General features: G+C 68.4%; 18 protein-coding genes and 1 riboswitch. Of the genes, 7 read left to right on the top strand and 11 right to left on the bottom strand.

The features are described 5' to 3' along the window. Positions 1–84: 84 nt before the first annotated feature. The 6 genes from AB0M15_RS18310 to AB0M15_RS18285 all read right to left on the bottom strand — a co-directional run bounded on the left by AB0M15_RS18310 (position 85) and on the right by AB0M15_RS18285 (position 7,381). Positions 85–1,674 carry an alpha/beta hydrolase gene (locus tag AB0M15_RS18310; RefSeq protein ID WP_363819757.1) on the bottom strand — a complete coding sequence of 530 codons (1,590 nt, stop codon included), beginning with the start codon at positions 1,672–1,674 and terminating at the stop codon, positions 85–87. A 98-nt stretch (positions 1,675–1,772) separates the two neighbouring features. Next, complete coding sequence (locus AB0M15_RS18305; RefSeq protein WP_363819755.1) at positions 1,773–2,135, bottom strand: hypothetical protein; 363 nt, start codon at positions 2,133–2,135, stop codon at positions 1,773–1,775. Beyond that, on the bottom strand, positions 2,132–3,562 hold the full coding sequence (locus AB0M15_RS18300) for an FGGY family carbohydrate kinase (protein ID WP_363819753.1): 1,431 nt from the start codon (positions 3,560–3,562) through the stop codon (positions 2,132–2,134). Before AB0M15_RS18300 ends, AB0M15_RS18305 begins: the two co-directional genes overlap by 4 nt. Next, complete coding sequence (locus AB0M15_RS18295; RefSeq protein WP_363819750.1) at positions 3,549–4,946, bottom strand: trehalose-6-phosphate synthase; 1,398 nt, start codon at positions 4,944–4,946, stop codon at positions 3,549–3,551. The genes AB0M15_RS18300 and AB0M15_RS18295 overlap by 14 nt, the downstream gene beginning before the upstream one ends. Before the next feature lie 6 nt (positions 4,947–4,952). Further along, entirely contained in the window at positions 4,953–5,954 is a 1,002-nt protein-coding gene (locus AB0M15_RS18290; RefSeq protein WP_363819746.1) for a Gfo/Idh/MocA family oxidoreductase, read from the bottom strand. After that, positions 5,945–7,381 (bottom strand): amidase, encoded by a 1,437-nt coding sequence (locus AB0M15_RS18285; RefSeq protein ID WP_363819743.1) that lies wholly within the window; start codon positions 7,379–7,381, stop codon positions 5,945–5,947. The genes AB0M15_RS18290 and AB0M15_RS18285 overlap by 10 nt, the downstream gene beginning before the upstream one ends. A 171-nt stretch (positions 7,382–7,552) precedes the next feature. On the opposite strand from AB0M15_RS18285, the gene AB0M15_RS18280 reads away from it, so the two are divergent. Genes AB0M15_RS18280 through otsB form a run of 3 tightly spaced genes read left to right on the top strand, consistent with a single transcriptional unit; the run spans position 7,553 to position 9,302 of the window. Next, positions 7,553–7,861, top strand: a complete 309-nt coding sequence (locus tag AB0M15_RS18280) for a DUF3263 domain-containing protein (RefSeq protein ID WP_328334142.1) — start codon at positions 7,553–7,555, stop codon at positions 7,859–7,861. Positions 7,862–7,863: 2 nt separating this feature from the next. Beyond that, positions 7,864–8,472, top strand: coding sequence for a LytR C-terminal domain-containing protein (locus AB0M15_RS18275; protein WP_363819740.1), 609 nt, complete (start codon positions 7,864–7,866; stop codon positions 8,470–8,472). Continuing rightward, positions 8,469–9,302: a trehalose-phosphatase gene (otsB, locus tag AB0M15_RS18270; protein ID WP_363819737.1), complete on the top strand. Its 834-nt coding sequence runs from the start codon at positions 8,469–8,471 to the stop codon at positions 9,300–9,302. The genes AB0M15_RS18275 and otsB overlap by 4 nt, the downstream gene beginning before the upstream one ends. A 9-nt stretch (positions 9,303–9,311) precedes the next feature. Here the strand turns inward: otsB and AB0M15_RS18265 are convergent, their stop codons facing one another. Further along, positions 9,312–9,806, bottom strand: a complete 495-nt coding sequence (locus AB0M15_RS18265) for a hypothetical protein (protein ID WP_363819734.1) — start codon at positions 9,804–9,806, stop codon at positions 9,312–9,314. Then, complete coding sequence (locus AB0M15_RS18260; RefSeq protein ID WP_363819731.1) at positions 9,806–10,255, bottom strand: hypothetical protein; 450 nt, start codon at positions 10,253–10,255, stop codon at positions 9,806–9,808. The genes AB0M15_RS18265 and AB0M15_RS18260 overlap by 1 nt, the downstream gene beginning before the upstream one ends. Positions 10,256–10,513: 258 nt before the next feature. Here AB0M15_RS18260 and AB0M15_RS18255 point away from each other — a divergent pair, with 258 nt between their 5' ends. Together AB0M15_RS18255 and AB0M15_RS18250 are read left to right on the top strand one after the other, a co-directional pair. Then, positions 10,514–11,314 carry a DNA-3-methyladenine glycosylase 2 family protein gene (locus AB0M15_RS18255; RefSeq protein WP_363819728.1) on the top strand — a complete coding sequence of 267 codons (801 nt, stop codon included), beginning with the start codon at positions 10,514–10,516 and terminating at the stop codon, positions 11,312–11,314. 66 nt (positions 11,315–11,380) lie between these two features. Further along, positions 11,381–12,628, top strand: coding sequence for a cation:proton antiporter (locus AB0M15_RS18250; RefSeq protein ID WP_363819726.1), 1,248 nt, complete (start codon positions 11,381–11,383; stop codon positions 12,626–12,628). On the opposite strand, the gene AB0M15_RS18245 is transcribed toward AB0M15_RS18250, so the two are convergent. Both AB0M15_RS18245 and AB0M15_RS18240 read right to left on the bottom strand, forming a co-directional pair. Next, positions 12,551–13,333: a GntR family transcriptional regulator gene (locus tag AB0M15_RS18245; protein ID WP_363819723.1), complete on the bottom strand. Its 783-nt coding sequence runs from the start codon at positions 13,331–13,333 to the stop codon at positions 12,551–12,553. The genes AB0M15_RS18250 and AB0M15_RS18245 overlap by 78 nt on opposite strands. A gap of 12 nt (positions 13,334–13,345) precedes the next feature. Continuing rightward, the gene (locus tag AB0M15_RS18240) at positions 13,346–14,203 is read right to left on the bottom strand and encodes a glycoside hydrolase family 16 protein (RefSeq protein WP_363819720.1); all 858 of its coding nucleotides are present in this window, start codon (positions 14,201–14,203) and stop codon (positions 13,346–13,348) included. 135 nt (positions 14,204–14,338) lie between these two features. Further along, positions 14,339–14,479, top strand: a riboswitch (SAM riboswitch). A 14-nt stretch (positions 14,480–14,493) separates the two neighbouring features. Between AB0M15_RS18240 and thrC the strand changes: the two genes are divergently transcribed. Further along, positions 14,494–15,762 (top strand): threonine synthase, encoded by a 1,269-nt coding sequence (gene thrC / locus AB0M15_RS18235; RefSeq protein WP_363819718.1) that lies wholly within the window; start codon positions 14,494–14,496, stop codon positions 15,760–15,762. Beyond that, a complete protein-coding gene (locus AB0M15_RS18230; protein WP_363819715.1) occupies positions 15,759–16,034 on the top strand; it encodes a ubiquitin-like small modifier protein 1 in 276 nt (91 codons plus the stop codon). The genes thrC and AB0M15_RS18230 overlap by 4 nt, the downstream gene beginning before the upstream one ends. Before the next feature lie 94 nt (positions 16,035–16,128). On the opposite strand, the gene argG is transcribed toward AB0M15_RS18230, so the two are convergent. Beyond that, positions 16,129–17,583: an argininosuccinate synthase gene (gene argG, locus AB0M15_RS18225; protein ID WP_363819712.1), complete on the bottom strand. Its 1,455-nt coding sequence runs from the start codon at positions 17,581–17,583 to the stop codon at positions 16,129–16,131. Between the last annotated feature and the right edge of the window lie 9 nt (positions 17,584–17,592).

The following is a 17,592-nucleotide window of genomic DNA, read 5'->3' as shown; positions in this document are numbered from 1 at the left end:
CACTCTACGTGCGCACGGCCGGCGAACGCGTCGTCCACCGGCCGTATCCACGCGGTACTGCGTACGCAGTACACCCAATCGCTACTACTCCACCGGGCTCCGGAGGTCCAGCTTGAAACTCTTCCCGGCGGCCACAGCTGCAGGAGTGGGGACCGGCAGCGGGTGGCCGGCCACCGTCGTGTCGCCGCTCGGGAGCTCGCCGGTCAACAGGTACTTCGTACCGATCGCGTTCACCGCCGGGTTGACCAGCAAGCGTGAGTTCGCGAAGACGCAGTGCTTACCCGAGTCCTTCTCGGTGACCAGGACCGAGGTCGGCAGCGAGTTGTGCATCTTGAGCGCACCGGCGTACGGGGTGGCCGGGTCGCCGACCGTGTTGAACATCAGCACGCCGGGCAGACCCTTGCCGGTGATCCTGACCCGGCCGGGGCTGTCGAACGCCCAGCTCTGGCAGGCGCTGCCGCTGGTCCAGATGTTGTACCAGCTGAACTGCGAGGTCTTCGCCAGCCGGGCGGCGTCGCGCTCGTACGTCTTCCGGTCGCGCGACCACTTCGAGTCGGCGCAGATGACCGAGTTGAAGATCGCGTTGAACTGCTCGGCGTCCGCACTCGTGTCCGGGGTGGCGAAGTCGACCAGCGGGGCGTCGTCCCCGCTGACGGCGTACGCGCTGAGCGCCTGGGTGAACGGGATCCAGGCCGACTCGGAGAACAGCACCCCGTACGCCGTACCGAGCAGCTCGCTGCCGCCGACGACGCCGTGCGGGGTGGTGCGGAAGTCGGTCAGCGTCTTGTTCCACGCGGCCCGCACGGTCGCGACGTCCTTGCCGAGGTGGAAGACGTCGTCGTACTTCGCGACCCACGGCAGGTAGAACTCTTCGAGCCGCTTCTGCAGCGCTGGGCCCTGGGTCAGCCCGGCCTGGTACCACATGTCCTTCGGCGTCGGGTCGACGTTGCCGTCGATGATCATCCGGCCGACCCGCTGCGGGAACAGCTTGCCGTAGACAGCGCCGAGGTAGGTGCCGTACGAGAAGCCGAGGTAGTTGAGCTTCTCCTCGCCCAGCGCCGCGCGGATGCCGTCCATGTCTCGGGCGACGTCGACGGTGCCGAGGTGCGGGAGGACGGCCTTGTTGTCGTCGTAGCAGCCCTTCGCATAGCTGCTCCACAGCTTCCACAGCTCGGCCCGGCTGGCTTTGGCGTCAGGATCCGGCTGCGGTGGCGTGAAGTGGTCCGGTGCGGCGCAGCTGACCGGCGAGCTGTGCCAGACGCCGCGCGGGTCGAACCCGATGACGTCGTAGGCGTCCAGCACGCCCTTCTCGAGCCGGGTGAAGCCGGTCGCGTCGGGCCGGGTCAGCGATCCGGCCAACGTCGTACCACCGCCGCCGGGGCCGCCCGGGTTGACCAGCAGGGAGCCGATTCGCTTGGCCGGGTCGTTGGCCGCGTGCTTGGTGATCAGGATGGACAACGTGGCGCCGTACGGGCGGGTGTAGTCCAGCGGGACGCTCAGAGTGGCGCAGGTGAGCGCCGGGTACGGCGTTGCGATATCTGCCGGGCAGGCGCCGAAAACCAGCGCTTGCGGGTGCTTGCCCTCGGCAACCGCCGGGGCGGCGGCGACGGAGGGTACGGCGGGAGCGACAAGGGCCAGGGTGGCGGTGGCGACGAGGGCCACACGGAGACGCATCGGCGAACTACCTCCAGGAGGAGCGGACGGGTTCGTCCGCAACGTACCTCGCAGGAAGGTCGCCCTAGGTGGTCAGGCGATTGCAGGAAGCTGCAATGTCAGAGGTACTCGCGTAGGGCGGCCACCGGGTCCGGTGCCGCGAGCAGTTGGACGCCGCGGGGTAACAGCATCAGTTGGCCGCTGGGCTGTCTGGAGGCTAGTCGGGCGCGCTCGTAGATGAGCTCGATCTCGGATGTCAGCGCGTCGAAGGCGTACGTGTTGCCTTCGGTCCAGCGCGGCTTGCCGAACTCCTGGCGCAACCACTTGCGGATCTTGCCGCTGCCGAGTTGCTTGCCGAGGTAGAGGCCGGGGAACAGCGCCACGAAGCTCTGGGCCGCCAGGACGACGATGTCGGCCGCGAGCATCCGCTCGATCTCGGCCTGGAGGTTCAGTGCGTACTCGCTGTGGGCGTCAGGGCTCACCAGCTACTCGTTTCTGTGGAGGCTTGGACCGCGAGTGCACGCAGGGTCTCGTAGCGCGGGCGTAGCACGCTGATCCGCTCGACCTCGGCCGCAACCGGGTCCAAGTGTTCACCGCCAGGCGAGGGGGACAGGCCGAGGGCGACTGCTGCCGCGCCGCGGGCGCCGACCTCGGGTTCGGCGCAGACGTCGGTGGGGCGGTCGAAGGTGGCGGTCAGGCAGCGTCGCCACCATGCCGATGCGTCGATGCCGCCGCCGCCCAGGACGACCTCCAACGGGCGGTCGAAGAGGGCGTCGAGCATGCGTAGGCCGCGGTCGATCTCGAGCGAGGCGCCTTGCAGGGAGGCGGCGAGCAGGTCGGCGGCGGAGTCGTCGAACGACAGTCCGAAGTACACGCCGGAACCGCCCGGGACGGTGTCCGGCGGCCGGGTGCCGGCGTGGAACGGGATCGCGATCACCCGGGACGACCCGATCTCGACGCCGGTGGGCTCGGGGGCTTCGAGGTTCAGTACGCCGGTGAGCCAAGCATGCAGATTCCCCGCGGCCGAAAAGGCCATCCCGGTCACCGCACGCTGATCGTCGACGCGGTACCGCCACAGTTCCCACGGCAACTCGGGGGCGTCCTCGATCGGGTGGACGACGCGCACCGCGGCCGAAGTACCGACTGTCACTGCTGCTGTGGACGCGTCATAGCCGCCGCTGCCGACGTTGGAGGCGGCGCCATCGCCGGTCGGCGGATGAATCGGTACTCCGACCAGCCCCGGCCACCGTCTCGCGTACTCGACGGAAAGCGCGCCGGTCCACCCCGTCGGGACGATCGGCGGAAGCTGCTCGGCCTTCACGCCCGCGACGGCCAGCGCCTCGTCGTCGTACCCACCGTCGGCGAGGTTCAGCGTGCCGGTGCCCGAGGCGACCGAGACCGACGTGACGCGCTCGCCGGTCAGGCGCTCGAGAACGAGGTCGGGGAGACCGGCGTAACCGGCCGGTGAGGTGATCGAGCGGAGCCACGGGATGCGGCGGGTCCAGTAGAGCCGGTGCAGCCAGGCGCCGGTCCTTGCATGGAAGGCGCGCTCGTCGAAGGCGGGATCGAGTGCGAGGTCGACCGAGCGGGTGTCGACCCACGGGATCACAGTTGTGAGCGCGGCACCGTTGTTGTCCAGGGCAACGATCGAGTGCCACTGCGAGGACAGCACGATGTCGGTGATGTCGGTCAGATGCCCGTTCTGCTGCAGCTCGTCGAGGCAGCCGAGCAGTCCCTCGATGTAGTCGTGCAGGTCGAGCGTCGCCTCGCCCGCAGGCCCGTAGACGGCCCCGATCTTGTGCCTGGCCAGGGCTCCGGGCACAGGCGAGGCATCGGCCGACAACACCAACGCACGCGCGGATGAGGTGCCTAGATCCAGTGCAAGGATCCGGCCGTCAGTCCTCGGCATGCAGCGCCTTCAAGAAGGACGCCGCCCACACGTTCACGTCGTGGGCTGCCAGGTGTTTGCGCATCGCCTTCATCCGGCGGCCGAGCTGGCGGTCGTCGGTGTTCATCGCGTCGACGATGGTGTCCTTCATGCCGTTGATGTCGTGCGGGTTCACCAGGAAGGCCTGGCGGAACTCGTCGGCGGCTCCGGCGAACTCCGAGAGCACGAGCGCGCCCGTGTCGTCGTACCGGCAGGCTACGTATTCCTTCGCCACCAGGTTCATCCCGTCGCGCAGCGGCGTGACGACGGCGACGTCGGCGGCACGGAAGAGGGCTGCCATCTCGGTGCGCGAGTACGACGTGTGCAGGTAGTTGATCGCCGGCGTCCCGATCCGGCCGTGCTCGCCGTTGATCCGGCCGACGAGCAGTTCGATCTCGTCTCGTAGTACCCGGTACTGCTCGACGCGCTCACGCGACGGCGTCGCCACCTGGATGAAGACGGCGTCGTCGACCGACACCCGGCCCTCGTCGAGCAGCTCGCCGAACGCACGCAACCGCTGCCGGATGCCCTTCGTGTAGTCGAGCCGGTCGACGCCGAGCAGGATGTGCGCCGGGTTGCCGACCTCCTTGCGCATCTCCGCGGCCCGCGCCTCGGTCTCCGGCTGCCGCGCGAGCTGCTCCAGCTCGCCGACGTCGATGGAGATCGGGAACGCCTTCGCCCGTACGACGCGATCGTCCGGCAGGTGGATCCGGTCACCACGCGTCCGCAACCCCATCCGGTTGCGGGCGAGCCGGGCGAAGTTCGACGCCGCCCCCGGTCGCTGGAAGCCGACCAGGTCCGCACCCATCAGCCCGTCGAGGATCTGCCGCCGCCACGGCATCTGCGCGAACAACTCGGTCGGCGGGAACGGGATGTGCAGGAAGAAGCCGATCCGTACGTCGGGACGCAACCGGCGCAGCATCGCCGGCACCAACTGCAGCTGGTAGTCGTGCACCCAGACCACCGCGTTGTCGTCGGCTGCCTCCGCGGCCGCCTCGGCGAACCGGCGGTTGACCGCGACGTACGACTCCCACCACTCCCGGTGGAACTCGGGCGCCACGATCACGTCGTGGTAGAGCGGCCAGAGCGTCGCGTTGGAGAAGCCCTCGTAGTACAGCTGGATGTCCTCGGCCGACAGCGTCACCGGGACGAGGTGCATACCGCCCTCGTCGAAGGGGTCCAGCTTCTCGTCCGCGCCACCGGTCCAACCGATCCAGGCGCCGTGATGGCGCTGCATCACCGGGGCCAGGGCGGTCACCAGTCCACCGGGGCTGCGCCGCCAGGCCGTCGTACCGTCGGGCATCTCGATCCGGTCGACAGGGAGCCGGTTGGCCACCACTACGAAGGAACTGCGTCCGCTCGGCATCAGTTGTTATCCACCCAGGTATTCGTCGTCGCCGGGGTAGCTGACCCCGATCTGTCTACGTGTCTCGTCCAGCAGCTCGAGGATCTCGATCGTCGCGGCATGCGGAAGGGCCGGACACTCGATCTGCCCGGCGCGCAGCGCACGCATCACTTCGGCTGCTTCATAGTGGTACCCAAGGCCATGCGCCGGTACGTCGATGCGCTCGTCGCCCGCAGCTGTTCGGCGGACGTAGTACTCGGGGTGGTGGAAGCGGCTGGGGAGCAGGAGGCTGCCCTCGGGGCCGCTGACCGAGGCGGTCCACGGGTTCTGGGAGCGGAGGCCGCAGGTCAGGGCGGCGATGGCGCCTGAGTCGTAGCGCCAGGCCATTGCGACGTTGAGGTCGATGCCGTCGTCGTTGAGCGAGCCGACTGCCTTGACCTCTGCGGGCTTGCCCAGGGCCATGTAGACGAACGTCATCGGGTAGATGCCGCCGTCCATCAGCGAGCCGCCACCCTGCTCCGGGTCGAGCAGCCGGGCCGGCAGCTGTGGCTTGTGGAAGCCGAAGTCGGCCAGTGCCTCCATCGGTTCGCCGATGGTGCCCTTGGCCAGGTCCTCGAAGAAGGCCTGGACAACGGGATTGGTGCGCATCCACATCGCTTCGGCGAAGAGGGTGTTGTTCTCAGCGGCAACCGCTATGAGATCGCGGGCCTGCTTCGCGGTCAGGGTGACCGGCTTCTCGCACAGGACGGCGATCTTGGCCTGCAGGGCGGCCCGGGCGATCGCGTAGTGCTGCGGGTGCGGAGTACCGATGTAGAGGGCATCGACCTGGCCGTCGTCGATCAGCCGGCGCCAGTCGTCGTACCGGCGCTCGATGCCGAACTCGTCGGCGAACTTGTTCGCGCTCTCCAGCGAGCGGGAGGACACGGCGGTCGCCACCGCGTCGTCGCCGAGGACGGCGAGGTCTCTGCTGAACTGGGTCGAAATGTTGCCAGTAGCAACGATTCCCCAGCGGATCCGATCTACACCCATGGTTTGAACTCCGGGGTCGGGAACGGGCCGTGAGCCTTGATTCTCGCGGTTTCGAACGCGTGCGCCAAGCGAATGAGGGTGGCGTCACTGCGGCCGGTGCCATGGAAGGTGATCCCGACCGGCAGGCCCTCGACCAGGCCGGACGGCACCGCCAGCAGCGGGTAGCCCGCCAGCGCCGCATGTGAGGACGAGCTGCCGAGCACGTGATCGCCGTTGATCAGGTCGATCGCCCAGGCCGGTGAGTACGACGGGGTGACCATCGCGTCGAGCTGGTTGTCGCGCAGCAGATTGTCGACGCCGTCGCGACCGGCCCGCAGGGCGGACAGCCGGGCGGCGACGTAGACGGCCGAGTCGAGGCCGTCGGTCTGTTCGGAACGCTCGAAGAGTTCCTGGCCGAAGTACCGGAGCTCCGTGGCGGCGTTCGCCTTGTTGAAGGCGATGATGTCGGCGAGGGTGCGCGGGCCGCCCGGGTGACGCGTGGCGAGGTACGCGGCGAGGTCGACTTTCATCTCGTACGAGAGGATCGCGAGCTGGTCCTCCTCACTGCCCGGCGACGGCAGCGAGAGCCGGTCGATGATCGTGGCGCCTGCCCCTGACAGCAGCGTCAGCGCCTGCTCGGTGATCTGGTCGAGGCTGTTCGAGTATCCCCACAAGGGCCCACGCGGTACTCCGATGCGAACGCCGGTGAGGTCGTCCCCCTGGCAGCTGGCCTCGAAGTCGAAACCACCGCCGCTCATCACAGTCAGCAGCGCGGCCGCCTGGCGGACGGTCCTGGTCATCGGGCCGGCCGTGTCCTGCGAGTGGCTGAGCGGGACGATGCCCTGCTGCGGGATCAGGCCGACGGTCGGTTTGAGGCCGACGATGCCGTTGAGAGCTGCCGGGCAGACGATCGAGCCGTTGGTCTCGGTACCGATCGCGAGGTCGGCCAGTCCTGCCGCGACCGCCGCGCCCGAGCCGCTGGAGGAGCCGCCGGCCGAACGGTTCAGGGCGTAGGGGTTGCGGGTCAGGCCGCCGTACGCGCTCCAGCCGGACGAGGAGGCCGCGCCGCGGAAGTTGGCCCACTCGCTCAGGTTGGTCTTGCCCAGGATGATGCAGCCGGCCTCTCGCAGGCGACGGACCAGCGGGGCGTCGTACGGGGGAGGTGGCTGGTCGGCCAGCGCCAGTGAGCCCGCCGTGGTGGGGAGGTCGGCGGTGTCGATGTTGTCCTTGACCAGCACGGGCAGGCCGTGGAGCGGTCCGCGGACCCGGCTGTCGTCACGCTCCGTGTCCAGTCGGACGGCTTCGGTCAGGGCGGCTGGGTTGGGGGTGCAGACGGCGTTCACGAGCGGGTTCAGCTCGGAGTACCGGTTCTGCAGCTCCTCGACCGTCGCGACGGCGGTTCGCGGACCGGGCGACACGTCGCCAGGGCCCTGTCGAGTTGAGCTCACACCGTCGATCCTGCCAGAGTGGAACCCGCCCGGCCGTCCGCTTGGGTGCGCCCTGGACAACCTGCCGCGACACACACTCAGTAGTTGACGCGGTGAATGACAGGCTTGTCGTTCTCCGCGTAGGGTGGAGCGCGGACGGACGATCACCGACCGCACGGGAGTCACCAGCAGATGGACAGCGCCAACGCCAGCACCTCCGGCCCCGCCGAGGCGGGCCTGCCGGCCGTCGCTGGGTTGTCCGACCGGGACGGTGCCATCCTCGGCTTCGAGCGGCACTGGTGGAAGTACGCCGGTGCCAAGGAGCAGGCGATCCGGGACCAGTTCCAGATGTCGGCCACCCGCTACTACCAGGTGCTCAACGCCCTGATCGACCGGCCCGAGGCCCTCGCGCACGACCCGCTGCTGGTCAAGCGCCTGCGCCGGCTGCGAGCCGCTCGCCAACGGGCCCGATCAGCCCGGCGACTGGGTATCGAGGTCTGAGTTTGAACCGCCGTACGCGCGACGACAAGGGCCAGGTCCTCTCGTCTCTGGTCGCCGTGCTCGCCGTCGTGGCGATCGTCGGCGGGTTGCTGGTGCTGTTCGGCACCCGGGGCAACGACTCGGTCGCGGACTCCGGCAAGCCGGCCGCGCCGAAGACCACCCCCAAGCCCTCGTCTGCTCCGTCTTCGTCGTCGAAGCCAACTGTGCCGCGGTCTGCTCCGGTCTCGTCCGAGCCGCCGTCGGCACCTCCGGTCGAACCTTCGTCGGCGCCTCCCTCGGCTCCGGTTTCGCAGCCGGCCTCGGTACCGCCGAGCGCTCCGGCATCGATCCCAGTGACCGAGCGGCCGGCCGTCGAGATCTACAACAACACCCCGCGCAAGGGGCTGGCCGAGGACGTCTCGGTCCGGGCCCGGCAGGCCGGCTGGATCGTCACCGGCAAGGACAACTGGCACGGCAAGATCATCGCCAGCACGGTGTACTTCCCGGCCGGTATGCAGGCCGAGGCCAACCAGTTGGCCCGCGATCTCGGCATCGGCCGGACCAAGGACGCCCTGGACAACATGAAGAAGGATCGGCTCACCGTCATCCTCACCACGGACTACGCAGGATGAGTACTCCCGTACTGGCGACTGCAGCCGGGCGGGAGGGCTGGGAAGCGATCGTCGCGGATCCGGCCGGGGCGGTCATCGCCTCCGACTTCGATGGCACGCTGTCGCCGTTGGTGGCGGACCCGTCGATGTCGCGGGCAGCCGACGGGGCGCTCGACGCGCTGGCCCGGCTGGCCAGGTCGGTGGGGCAGGTGGCCATCGTGACTGGCCGGCCGGCATTGGTTGCCACGGAGCTGTCTGGGGTTACTGGGCATCCGGGGTTGGGGCGTCTCGTAGTACTGGGGCACTACGGGCTGGAGCGGTGGGAGGCATCCACTGGTGCTGTCACCAGCGACCCTGTACCTCCGGGAGTCGAGGTAGCCCGGGAGAAGCTCCCTGCTCTCTTGCAGGAGCTAGGTCTCGGTGATGCGTTCGTAGAGGACAAGGGCAGCTCACTAGCGGTCCACACCCGTCGCCTGCCCGACCCGCTGCCTGCATTAGAGGTACTGCGCCAGCCCCTGACCGACCTAGCCGAGTCGGTAGGCCTGCGCCTCGAGCCCGGCAACCTGGTGCTGGAGCTCCGCCCGCCCGGCATCGACAAGGGCGTAGCGCTGCGCCGCCTGATCGAGTCCACCGGCGCCCGGTCAGTCCTCTACGCCGGTGACGACCTGGGCGACCTGGCCGCCTTCGAAGCCCTCAATACCCTCCGTCTTGACGGCCTTCACGCGGTGCTGGTGGCCGCCCGCTCCTCCGGCGCCACCGCCCTCACCGACGCCGCCGATATCGTCGTCGACGATCCGTCCGGCGTCGTCACGGTGCTCACTGCCCTGGCCGACGCCATCGCAACGCGCTGACCCAGCCGCTCAGAAGATCGCTTCCGCAGTGATCCTCGTGTACTGACCGAAGAGGCCGTCCGGCAGGCAATGCAGCTCCGCCGTCTGCCCGGGCTCGATCATGCTCGAGCTGCACTCGACGTCGCCGACCACCTTGCCGATTCCACCTCCCTTTCCACCTTCACCGTCACCCTCACTGAGGTTGGGTTCGTTGCCGACCCGGAACTTGAGACGGAAGGACGCTTTCGACCGCTGGTCGCTGACATTCCTGACCGTGCCGACGACGCCGAACCTGCCGTCCGTGTCGGCAACCGTCCAGCCCGCCAGCGTCTCGTGCTTGCCGAGCGTGAAGGCCGCATCCGCCTCGACCTCGCGAGGCATGTTCCGTTTGGCGGCCTCGTCGATGCCCTCGGTCATACTGGTCCCGATCGAGGCGGCGACCACCGCGCAGCCGCCGATCCCGGCAAGCAGCAGAACGCCGGCGCCGATCATCAGGTTGCGGGCGTTGCGCTTCGTCTCCGCCATCAGTTGCGTCTGAACGTCTGGCTGAGAATCTGCCCGAGCGGCCGGACCGGCTTCTCGTCGTAGTTGCCGTCGGTGAGACTGGCCAGCCGTTCGAACGGGTTACGAGAGGCCGGACAGCCGGTCCGCAGGAAGGACCAGGCGACCCCCAGCACGTACAACGGCAACATCGGCAGCCCGAACAGACAGAAGTACTGCCACGAATGCCGCTCCTCGTGCTTGACCAGCACCGGCCGCTCGTCGAAGTACGCCCGATCATGCTTGGTCAGAATCATGTTCCCGATCGTGAACGCACTGGCCACCGGAAACTTCAGCCGGTACCCGGTCGCATAGAACAACCCCCGCGGCCCCCGACTGAACCTGGCCCGCCCGATCAGCCCGACGACCACCCCCGCAATCGTCGACAAATTCACCGTGTTCCACACCAACTTGAGCACCTGCCACCCAGACATCGCCCACCTCCCGACCCCAGTATCAACCGCCCTCGGGCCGATGTGGGAGCGGTTGGTGATGGGCGGTGGGCGCTGGCTGTCGGTGGGGTGGGTCAGACTTGGTGGGTGGACTCGGTGGTGCGGCGGTGGCGGGCGGGGCGGGTGGTGGATCCGCATGTGGTTATTGGGGGGTTGCGGAAGGGGCCGGGGGATCCTGCCTATGTGTTCGAGGCGGGGCGGCGAACTGTTTGGCGGGCTACTCGGACGCCGGAGGGGGCGGTGTTGATCAGGCTTACGCCGTACTCCGGGGTGGGAGAGGTGGAGGCCGAGGCGTGGGGGCCGGGGGCCTCGTGGGCGTTGGATGGGGTGCCTGAGCTGTTGGGGGAGGCCGATAGCTGGGAAGGGTTCGAGCCGTTGGCGGAGCATCCGGCGCTGGTCGATGCGGCTCGGCGGTTTCCGGACTTTCGGGTGCCTCGGACTCGGGCGGTGTTCGAGGCGATGGCGGCGGCTGGGATCGAGCAGGTGGTGACGGGGAAGGAGGCGTTCGCCGGGTGGCGGATGTTGCTGCGGGAGTACGGGGAGCCCGCGCCGGGGCCGGGGTCGCCGGATGGGCGGAAGATGATGGTGCCGCCGTCGCCGGAGGAGTGGCGGCTGATTCCGTCGTGGCAGTGGTTGCGGGCCGGCGTCGAGGGGCGGCGGTCGCGGGTAGTGATCACGGCGGCGACGCGGGCGGCCGCCTTGGAGCGGACGCTGGAGCTGACCGACGGCGCTGAGATCGAGCGCCGGCTCAGATCGCTGCCAGGCGTTGGAGTCTGGACCGCCGCTGAGGTCCGGCAGCGTGCGCATGGAGATGCCGACGCCTTCTCCTTCGCTGACTACCACGTGTCGCGCGATGTCTCGTACGCCCTCACCGGCGAGGAGTTGGACGACGACGGCTGCGCCGAACTCATCGAGCCCTACCGAGGCCACCGCTACCGAGTCCAAGCCCTCCTGAGCCTGGCCGGCCACCACCACCCCCGCTACGGCCCCCGCAAATCCCTCCCCACCCACACCCCCGGCGCCACCCACCGCCTCCGCTGACCCACCCGGCCCCGAGCCCCGCGGTTGCGGGTGAAAGGCGCCAGGGTTGGGCACTGGGTGCGCACGATGGAGATTGACGGGGATGGGCTGTATCTGGTTGCGGGCGTGGCTTTGTTGGTGGGGGCTGTGTTGCCGCGGCTTTTGCGGCGGTATGCCATCTCGGCGCCGATTGCGTTTGTGGCGGCTGGGTTGTTGTTGGGGCTGTTTGTTGAGCGGGGGCGGGTCAGTCCGATCGCTGAGCCGGGGGTGACTGAGCATCTGGCTGAGTTGACGATCTTGATCGCCTTGATGGGCGTCGGGCTGGCGATTGATCGGCCGATTGGGTGGAAGCGGTGGGCGGTGACGTGGCGGCTGTTGCTGGTGGCGATGCCTGCTTGTATCGCGGCAGTGGCCGGCGTGGGGTGGCTGGTGGGGTTGGCGCCGGCTACGGCGTTGCTGCTGGGCGCAGTACTGGCTCCTACCGACCCGGTGCTCGCGTCGGACGTACAGGTGCAAGGGCCGACGACAGGGGAAGGCGCCGAGCCTGAGGAGGATGACGAGGTGCGGTTTGCGCTCACCTCGGAGGCCGGGCTCAACGACGGGCTGGCGTTTCCGTTCATCTACGCCGCAGTGTTCGCGGCGACGAAGGGTGCGGTCGGCAACTGGGCGCTGGAGTGGTTCGCTTGGGACCTGATCGGCAAGACCGTGATCGGGGTCGCCATCGGAGCCGGAGCAGGCTGGTTGCTCGGCAAGATGGCGTTCTCGGCGCCGTCGCGCACCTTCCGGTTGGCCGATTCCCGCGAGCCGGTGCTGGCGTTGGCGATGACACTCGGCGTCTACGGTCTCGCCCAGGTACTGCACGGCTACGGATTCATCGCCGTCTTCGTTGCCGCCCTGACGCTGAGGGCCGCCGAGCGCAGCCACGACTTCCACGAGGAGCTGCACGGGTTCATCGAGCAGCTCGAACACATCCTCACCTGGGGCGTCCTGCTGCTGGTCGGCGTAGCGATCACCGGCGGCCTGCTCAAGCCACTGACCTGGGCCGGCGCAGCAATCGGCCTACTGCTTGTCCTGGTACTACGTCCGCTCACCGCCTGGCTGTCCCTCGCCAAGACGCCGATGCGCCGGTCCGAACGCTGGGTCGCGGCAGCGTTCGGCGTACGAGGCGTCGGGTCGGTGTTCTACCTGGCCTACGCTGGCGCCGACTTCAGCACCGACCTGCCGTGGCTCTGGGCAACCGTCGGCTTCACCGTGGTGCTAAGCGTCGTCGTCCACGGTGTCGCCGCCACCCCACTCATGCGCATGCTCGACCTCCGCCGCGACCGAGCTCAGTGACAGCTGCGTGGTGACGCGGTACCGGTCGCCGCGATAAACCGCTCGCGTGAACTCGAAGATCCGCCCGTCCTGATCCCGCGCCACCCGCTCAAGCACGAGCACAGGGGCGCCAAGAGCCACCCCGAGCAGCGCGGCCTCAGCAGCGTCCGCCGCTGCAGCCTCATGCACCTGCTCGGCATCGGTCGGTACTACGCCGTACCGGTCCCTCAACAACCCATAGAACGACCCAGTCTCGATCGCACCGAGATCGATCCCCGGCACCAGCGAGTCGAGCACATGGATCGTCTCCACCGAGATCGGCTCCCCGTCGACGAACCGCTGGCGGGCGATCCGTAGTACCGGCGTACCGGCCGTAACCCGCAACCGGCTGCCGAGCGTCATGCCGGCCGGGATGACCGCATGGTCGAGCACTCGACTGGTCCAAGTCCCGGGAGCCAACGGATAGGCGGCCCCACGCGAGCTAGGGCCGCCGACGATCTCCTGGACGATCTTGGGGCTGCCGACGAACATGCCACGGCCGTGCTCGCGGACCAGCCAGCCATCGCGGATCAGGTCGTCGACAACCGCCCGCAGGGTCGGCCGGGAGATCCCGAGCTCGGCGGACAGCTGGCGCTCCGACGGGATCGCCTGACCGACGGCCCGCGCTTCGATCAGGCCGATCAGGTGTTCACGCGCACGATCGCGCTTCCGCAAACTGGCAGTCACAGACCCAGAACGCTAGCTGTAGACGCGTACGTAATCGACCAGCATCTTGGCCGGGAACGGTGTCGCGGAGTCCGGCGGACCCGGCCACACCCCGCCGACGGCCAGGTTGAGCAGTAGGTAGAACTCGTGGTCGAAGACCCACTTCTTGCCGGGCGGGAGATCGGCCGGGGTGATCCGCAGGTACTGCCGTCCGTCGACCTTCCAGACGACCTGACCAGGTGCCCATTCGACGCTGTAGACGTGGAAGGCGTCGGACCACTTCTGCCCAGCAGGCAAGGAGGTCTGGCCACCCGGGCCGTTCTCCGAGTGGTACCCCGGTCCGTGCACGGTGCCGTAAAGCGTGCCGGGCTCCTTGCCGATGATCTCCATGATGTCGATCTCGCCGTTGCCCGGCCAGTCGACCTCGTCGATGTCACTGCCCATCATCCAGAACGCCGGCCACAGGCCCTGCCCGGCCGGCGTCTTGATCCGGGCCTCGAACCGGCCATACGCCTGGGCGAACTTGTCCTTGGTGGTGATCCGCGCCGACGTCACGTCGCAGGGGCCGAACTGGCAGTTCTCCATCCCGGCCAGCTTCTCCCGGCGGGCGCTGATGACGAGGTTGCCGGCGCCGTCGGTGGACGCGTTCTCGCGGCGGTTCGTGTAGTACTGCCACTCCTCGTTGCCCCAGTTGGGTTCGCCGCCGAGCTCGAAGTTCCAGCGGGCCGCGCTGGGCTTCGTACCGGCTGCCTGGTTGAACTCGTCCTGCCAGCTGATCGCCAGCGGGCGGACGTACTCGGGCTTGTGCTGGGCCGCGGCGGACGCGCTGGTCAGTGCTGCTGAGGCGACGACGGCAGCGATCAGCGCGGCCGTGGGGCGGGCTCGTCTCATGACACCTCCTGGTGTGGTCGGTGCCGCCACGATGTCACACTGGTCAAGAAGTGGTCAAATATCAGGGTGAGATCAGCCGTCTCGCATGGTGGGAACGGAAGACAGAATATGGACCCGATTGGGTAATCTCGGCAGTGCTCATCCAGAGGGACTGAGGGAAACGGCCCGTTGAAGTCCCGGCAACCCTCCCCGTTCAGCGCACTCGATCCGAGGCGCCGGCGGCGGAACGGTGCCAAATCCGTCCTGTGCCGAGATCCGGTGCGGGGAAGATGAGGAGGGAAAACTCCGTCATGAGCCTGAGTACCGCCGCCACCACCCACACCATCCGTGAAGGTGCCTTCGGCAACGGAACCCATCTGAGCTGTCGCGCGTGCGGCGCCAAATCCGAGCTCGGCCCGTTCTACGCCTGTATGGAGTGCTTCGGTCCGCTGGAGGTCGGGTACGAGTTCCCGACCATCACGCGTGAGCAGATCGAAGCCGGACCCAAGAACATCTGGCGGTACCAGCCGCTGCTGCCCGTCCCCGTCGACGTGGCCAGCTTCCCGAACACCGAGCCCGGCTACACCCGGCTGATCGACGCCGGCAACCTCGCCCGCGAGCTCGGCCTGCGCAAGCTCTGGGTGAAGGACGACTCGGGCAACCCGACGCACTCGTTCAAGGACCGGGTCGTCGCCTCCGCCCTGAGCGCCACCCGTGAGCTCGGCATGAAGGTCTTCGCCTGCCCCTCGACCGGCAACCTGGCCAACGCCGTCGCCGCGGCCGCCGCCCGGGCCGGCATCCGCTCGGTCGTGTTCATCCCGCAGGACCTCGAGCGCCCCAAGATCATCACCACCGCCGTGTACGGCGGCACCCTGGTGGCCGTCGAGGGCAACTACGACGACGTGAACAAGCTCGCCTCCGAGATCGCCGGTGAGGAGGAGGGCTGGGCGTTCGTCAACGTCAACGTCCGCCCGTACTACTCCGAGGGCTCCAAGACGCTGGCCTTCGAGATCGCCGAGCAGCTCGGCTGGCGGATCCCGCAGCAGGTGGTGATCCCGGTCGCGTCCGGTTCGCAGCTGACCAAGATCGACAAGGGCTTCACCGAGCTCGGCAAGCTGGGTCTGGTCGACGCGACCGACTACAAGATCTACGGCGCCCAGGCGACCGGGTGCTCGCCCGTCGCACAGGCGTTCCGCGACGGCCATGACGTGGTGAAGCCGGTCAAGCCGGACACCATCGCGAAGTCGCTGGCGATCGGCAACCCGGCCGACGGACCGTACGTGCTCGACGTGGCCCGGCGGACCGGCGGGGTGATCGAGGACGTCAGCGACGAAGAGGTCATCCAGGGCATCCAGCTGCTGGCCCGGACCGAGGGCATCTTCACCGAGACCGCGGGCGGGGTGACCGTCGCGACGCTGAAGAAGCTGATCGAGACGGGGCAGATCGACCCCGACGCCGAGACCGTCATCATCAACTCCGGCGACGGGCTCAAGACGCTCGACGCCGTGGCCGACCGGGTCGGCCCGAAGGTCACCATCCCCGCGTCGTACGACGCCTTCGTGAAGGCGGGTCTGCAGTGAGTGTCAGCGTCCGTGTCCCGACCATCCTGCGCCCCTACACCCAGGGTGCCTCCGAGGTCTCCGTCGAGGGGGCGACGCTGAGCGAGGTGCTCGAGTCGCTCGATTCGTCATACCCGGGCATCAAGGGCCGGGTGCTCGACGAGTCCGGTGAACTCCGCCGCTTCGTCAACATCTACGTCGACAACGACGACGTCCGCTTCTCCGAGGGCCTCCAAACGGCCATCAAGAACGGCGGCCAAGTCTCGATCATCCCCGCCGTCGCCGGCGGCTGACACAACTGGCGACCTCGTACACCAAGCGGGGACCTTGAACAGGTAATAACTTGTTCAAGGTCCCCGTTTGGTGTTCAAGGTCGCGACAAACTCGTCAGTCGGTGCCGGACTCCATGGCGGCGCTGTCGAGGAGGGCGTCGTCGGGGTTGGGCTCGCCGCGGGAGGCGATCGCGTCGGCGCCGCCGGTGGTCATCTCGCCGATCAGGGTGGTCTCGCCGAGCTGGTTGGTCTCGGCGCCCAGGAGCTGGGCGTGGGCAGTACCGATCAGGCCCAGGCCGGCGTACTGCTCGAGCTTGGCGCGGGAGTCGGCGATGTCCAGGTTCCGCATGGTCAGCTGGCCGATCCGGTCGACCGGGCCGAACGCCGAGTCCTCGGTCCGCTCCATCGACAGCTTGTCCGGGTGGTAGCTGAACGCCGGGCCGGTGGTGTCGATGATCGAGTAGTCCTCGCCCCGCCGCAGCCGCAGGGTGACCTCACCGGTGATCGCCGAGCCGACCCAGCGCTGCAGCGATTCCCGGATCATCAGCGCCTGCGGGTCCAGCCAGCGACCCTCGTACATCAGCCGGCCGAGCTTGCGGCCCTCGTTGTGGTACGCCGCGACGGTGTCCTCGTTGTGGATCGCGTTCACCAGCCGCTCGTACGCCGCGTGCAGCAACGCCATCCCGGGTGCCTCGTAGATGCCCCGGCTCTTGGCCTCGATGATCCGGTTCTCGATCTGGTCGGACATCCCGAGTCCGTGCCGGCCGCCGATCGCGTTGGCCTCCAGCACCAGATCGACCGCCGAGCCGAACTCCTTGCCGTTGATCGTCACCGGCCGGCCCTGGACGAACCCGATCGAGACGTCCTCGGTGGCGATCTCCACCTCGGGATCCCAGAACTTCACGCCCATGATCGGCTCGACCGTCTCGATCCCGGTGTCCAGGTGCTCGAGCGTCTTCGCCTCGTGGGTCGCGCCCCAGATGTTGGCGTCGGTGGAGTACGCCTTCTCGGTGCTGTCCCGGTACGGCAGGTCGTGGGCGACCAGCCACTCGCTCATCTCCTTGCGGCCACCGAGCTCGGTGACGAAGGCGGCATCCAGCCACGGCTTGTAGATCCGCAGCTTCGGGTTGGTCAGCAGACCGTACCGGTAGAAGCGCTCGATGTCGTTGCCCTTGTACGTCGAGCCGTCGCCCCAGATCTGCACGTCGTCCTCGAGCATCGCCCGGACCAGCAGCGTGCCGGTCACCGCCCGGCCGAGCGGGGTGGTGTTGAAGTATGCCCGGCCGCCGGTGCGGATGTGGAACGCGCCGCAGGTCAGCGCGGCCAGGCCCTCTTCGACCAGGGCGGCGCGGCAGTCGACCAGGCGGGCGATCTCAGCGCCGTACTCGCCGGCGCGGCCGGGGACCGAGTCGATGTCGGGCTCGTCGTACTGCCCGATGTCGGCGGTGTAGGTGCAGGGGACCGCGCCCTTGTCGCGCATCCACGCGACCGCGACCGACGTGTCGAGCCCTCCGGAGAAGGCGATGCCGACCCGTTCGCCGACGGGCAGAGACGTGATGACCTTGGACATGAGAATAAG

This window comes from Kribbella sp. NPDC051718 (assembly GCF_040681515.1).
Lineage (GTDB): Bacteria > Actinomycetota > Actinomycetes > Propionibacteriales > Kribbellaceae > Kribbella.
The sequence above is the reverse complement of the archived record's forward strand: the minus strand, read 5'-3'. Positions and strand labels throughout refer to the sequence as shown.

Bases quoted from the DNA above. Each gene is read 5' to 3' on its own strand.
- otsB (WP_363819737.1), top strand. From the start codon at position 8,469: ATGAGTACTCCCGTACTGGCGACTGCAGCCGGGCGGGAGGGCTGGGAA.
- AB0M15_RS18295 (WP_363819750.1), bottom strand. From the start codon at position 4,946: ATGCCGAGCGGACGCAGTTCCTTCGTAGTGGTGGCCAACCGGCTCCCT.
- thrC (WP_363819718.1), top strand. From the start codon at position 14,494: ATGAGCCTGAGTACCGCCGCCACCACCCACACCATCCGTGAAGGTGCC.
- AB0M15_RS18260 (WP_363819731.1), bottom strand. From the start codon at position 10,255: ATGTCTGGGTGGCAGGTGCTCAAGTTGGTGTGGAACACGGTGAATTTG.
- AB0M15_RS18265 (WP_363819734.1), bottom strand. From the start codon at position 9,806: ATGGCGGAGACGAAGCGCAACGCCCGCAACCTGATGATCGGCGCCGGC.
- AB0M15_RS18310 (WP_363819757.1), bottom strand. From the start codon at position 1,674: ATGCGTCTCCGTGTGGCCCTCGTCGCCACCGCCACCCTGGCCCTTGTC.
- argG (WP_363819712.1), bottom strand. From the start codon at position 17,583: ATGTCCAAGGTCATCACGTCTCTGCCCGTCGGCGAACGGGTCGGCATC.
- AB0M15_RS18250 (WP_363819726.1), top strand. From the start codon at position 11,381: ATGGAGATTGACGGGGATGGGCTGTATCTGGTTGCGGGCGTGGCTTTG.
- AB0M15_RS18280 (WP_328334142.1), top strand. From the start codon at position 7,553: ATGGACAGCGCCAACGCCAGCACCTCCGGCCCCGCCGAGGCGGGCCTG.
- AB0M15_RS18300 (WP_363819753.1), bottom strand. From the start codon at position 3,562: ATGCCGAGGACTGACGGCCGGATCCTTGCACTGGATCTAGGCACCTCA.
- AB0M15_RS18240 (WP_363819720.1), bottom strand. From the start codon at position 14,203: ATGAGACGAGCCCGCCCCACGGCCGCGCTGATCGCTGCCGTCGTCGCC.
- AB0M15_RS18290 (WP_363819746.1), bottom strand. From the start codon at position 5,954: ATGGGTGTAGATCGGATCCGCTGGGGAATCGTTGCTACTGGCAACATT.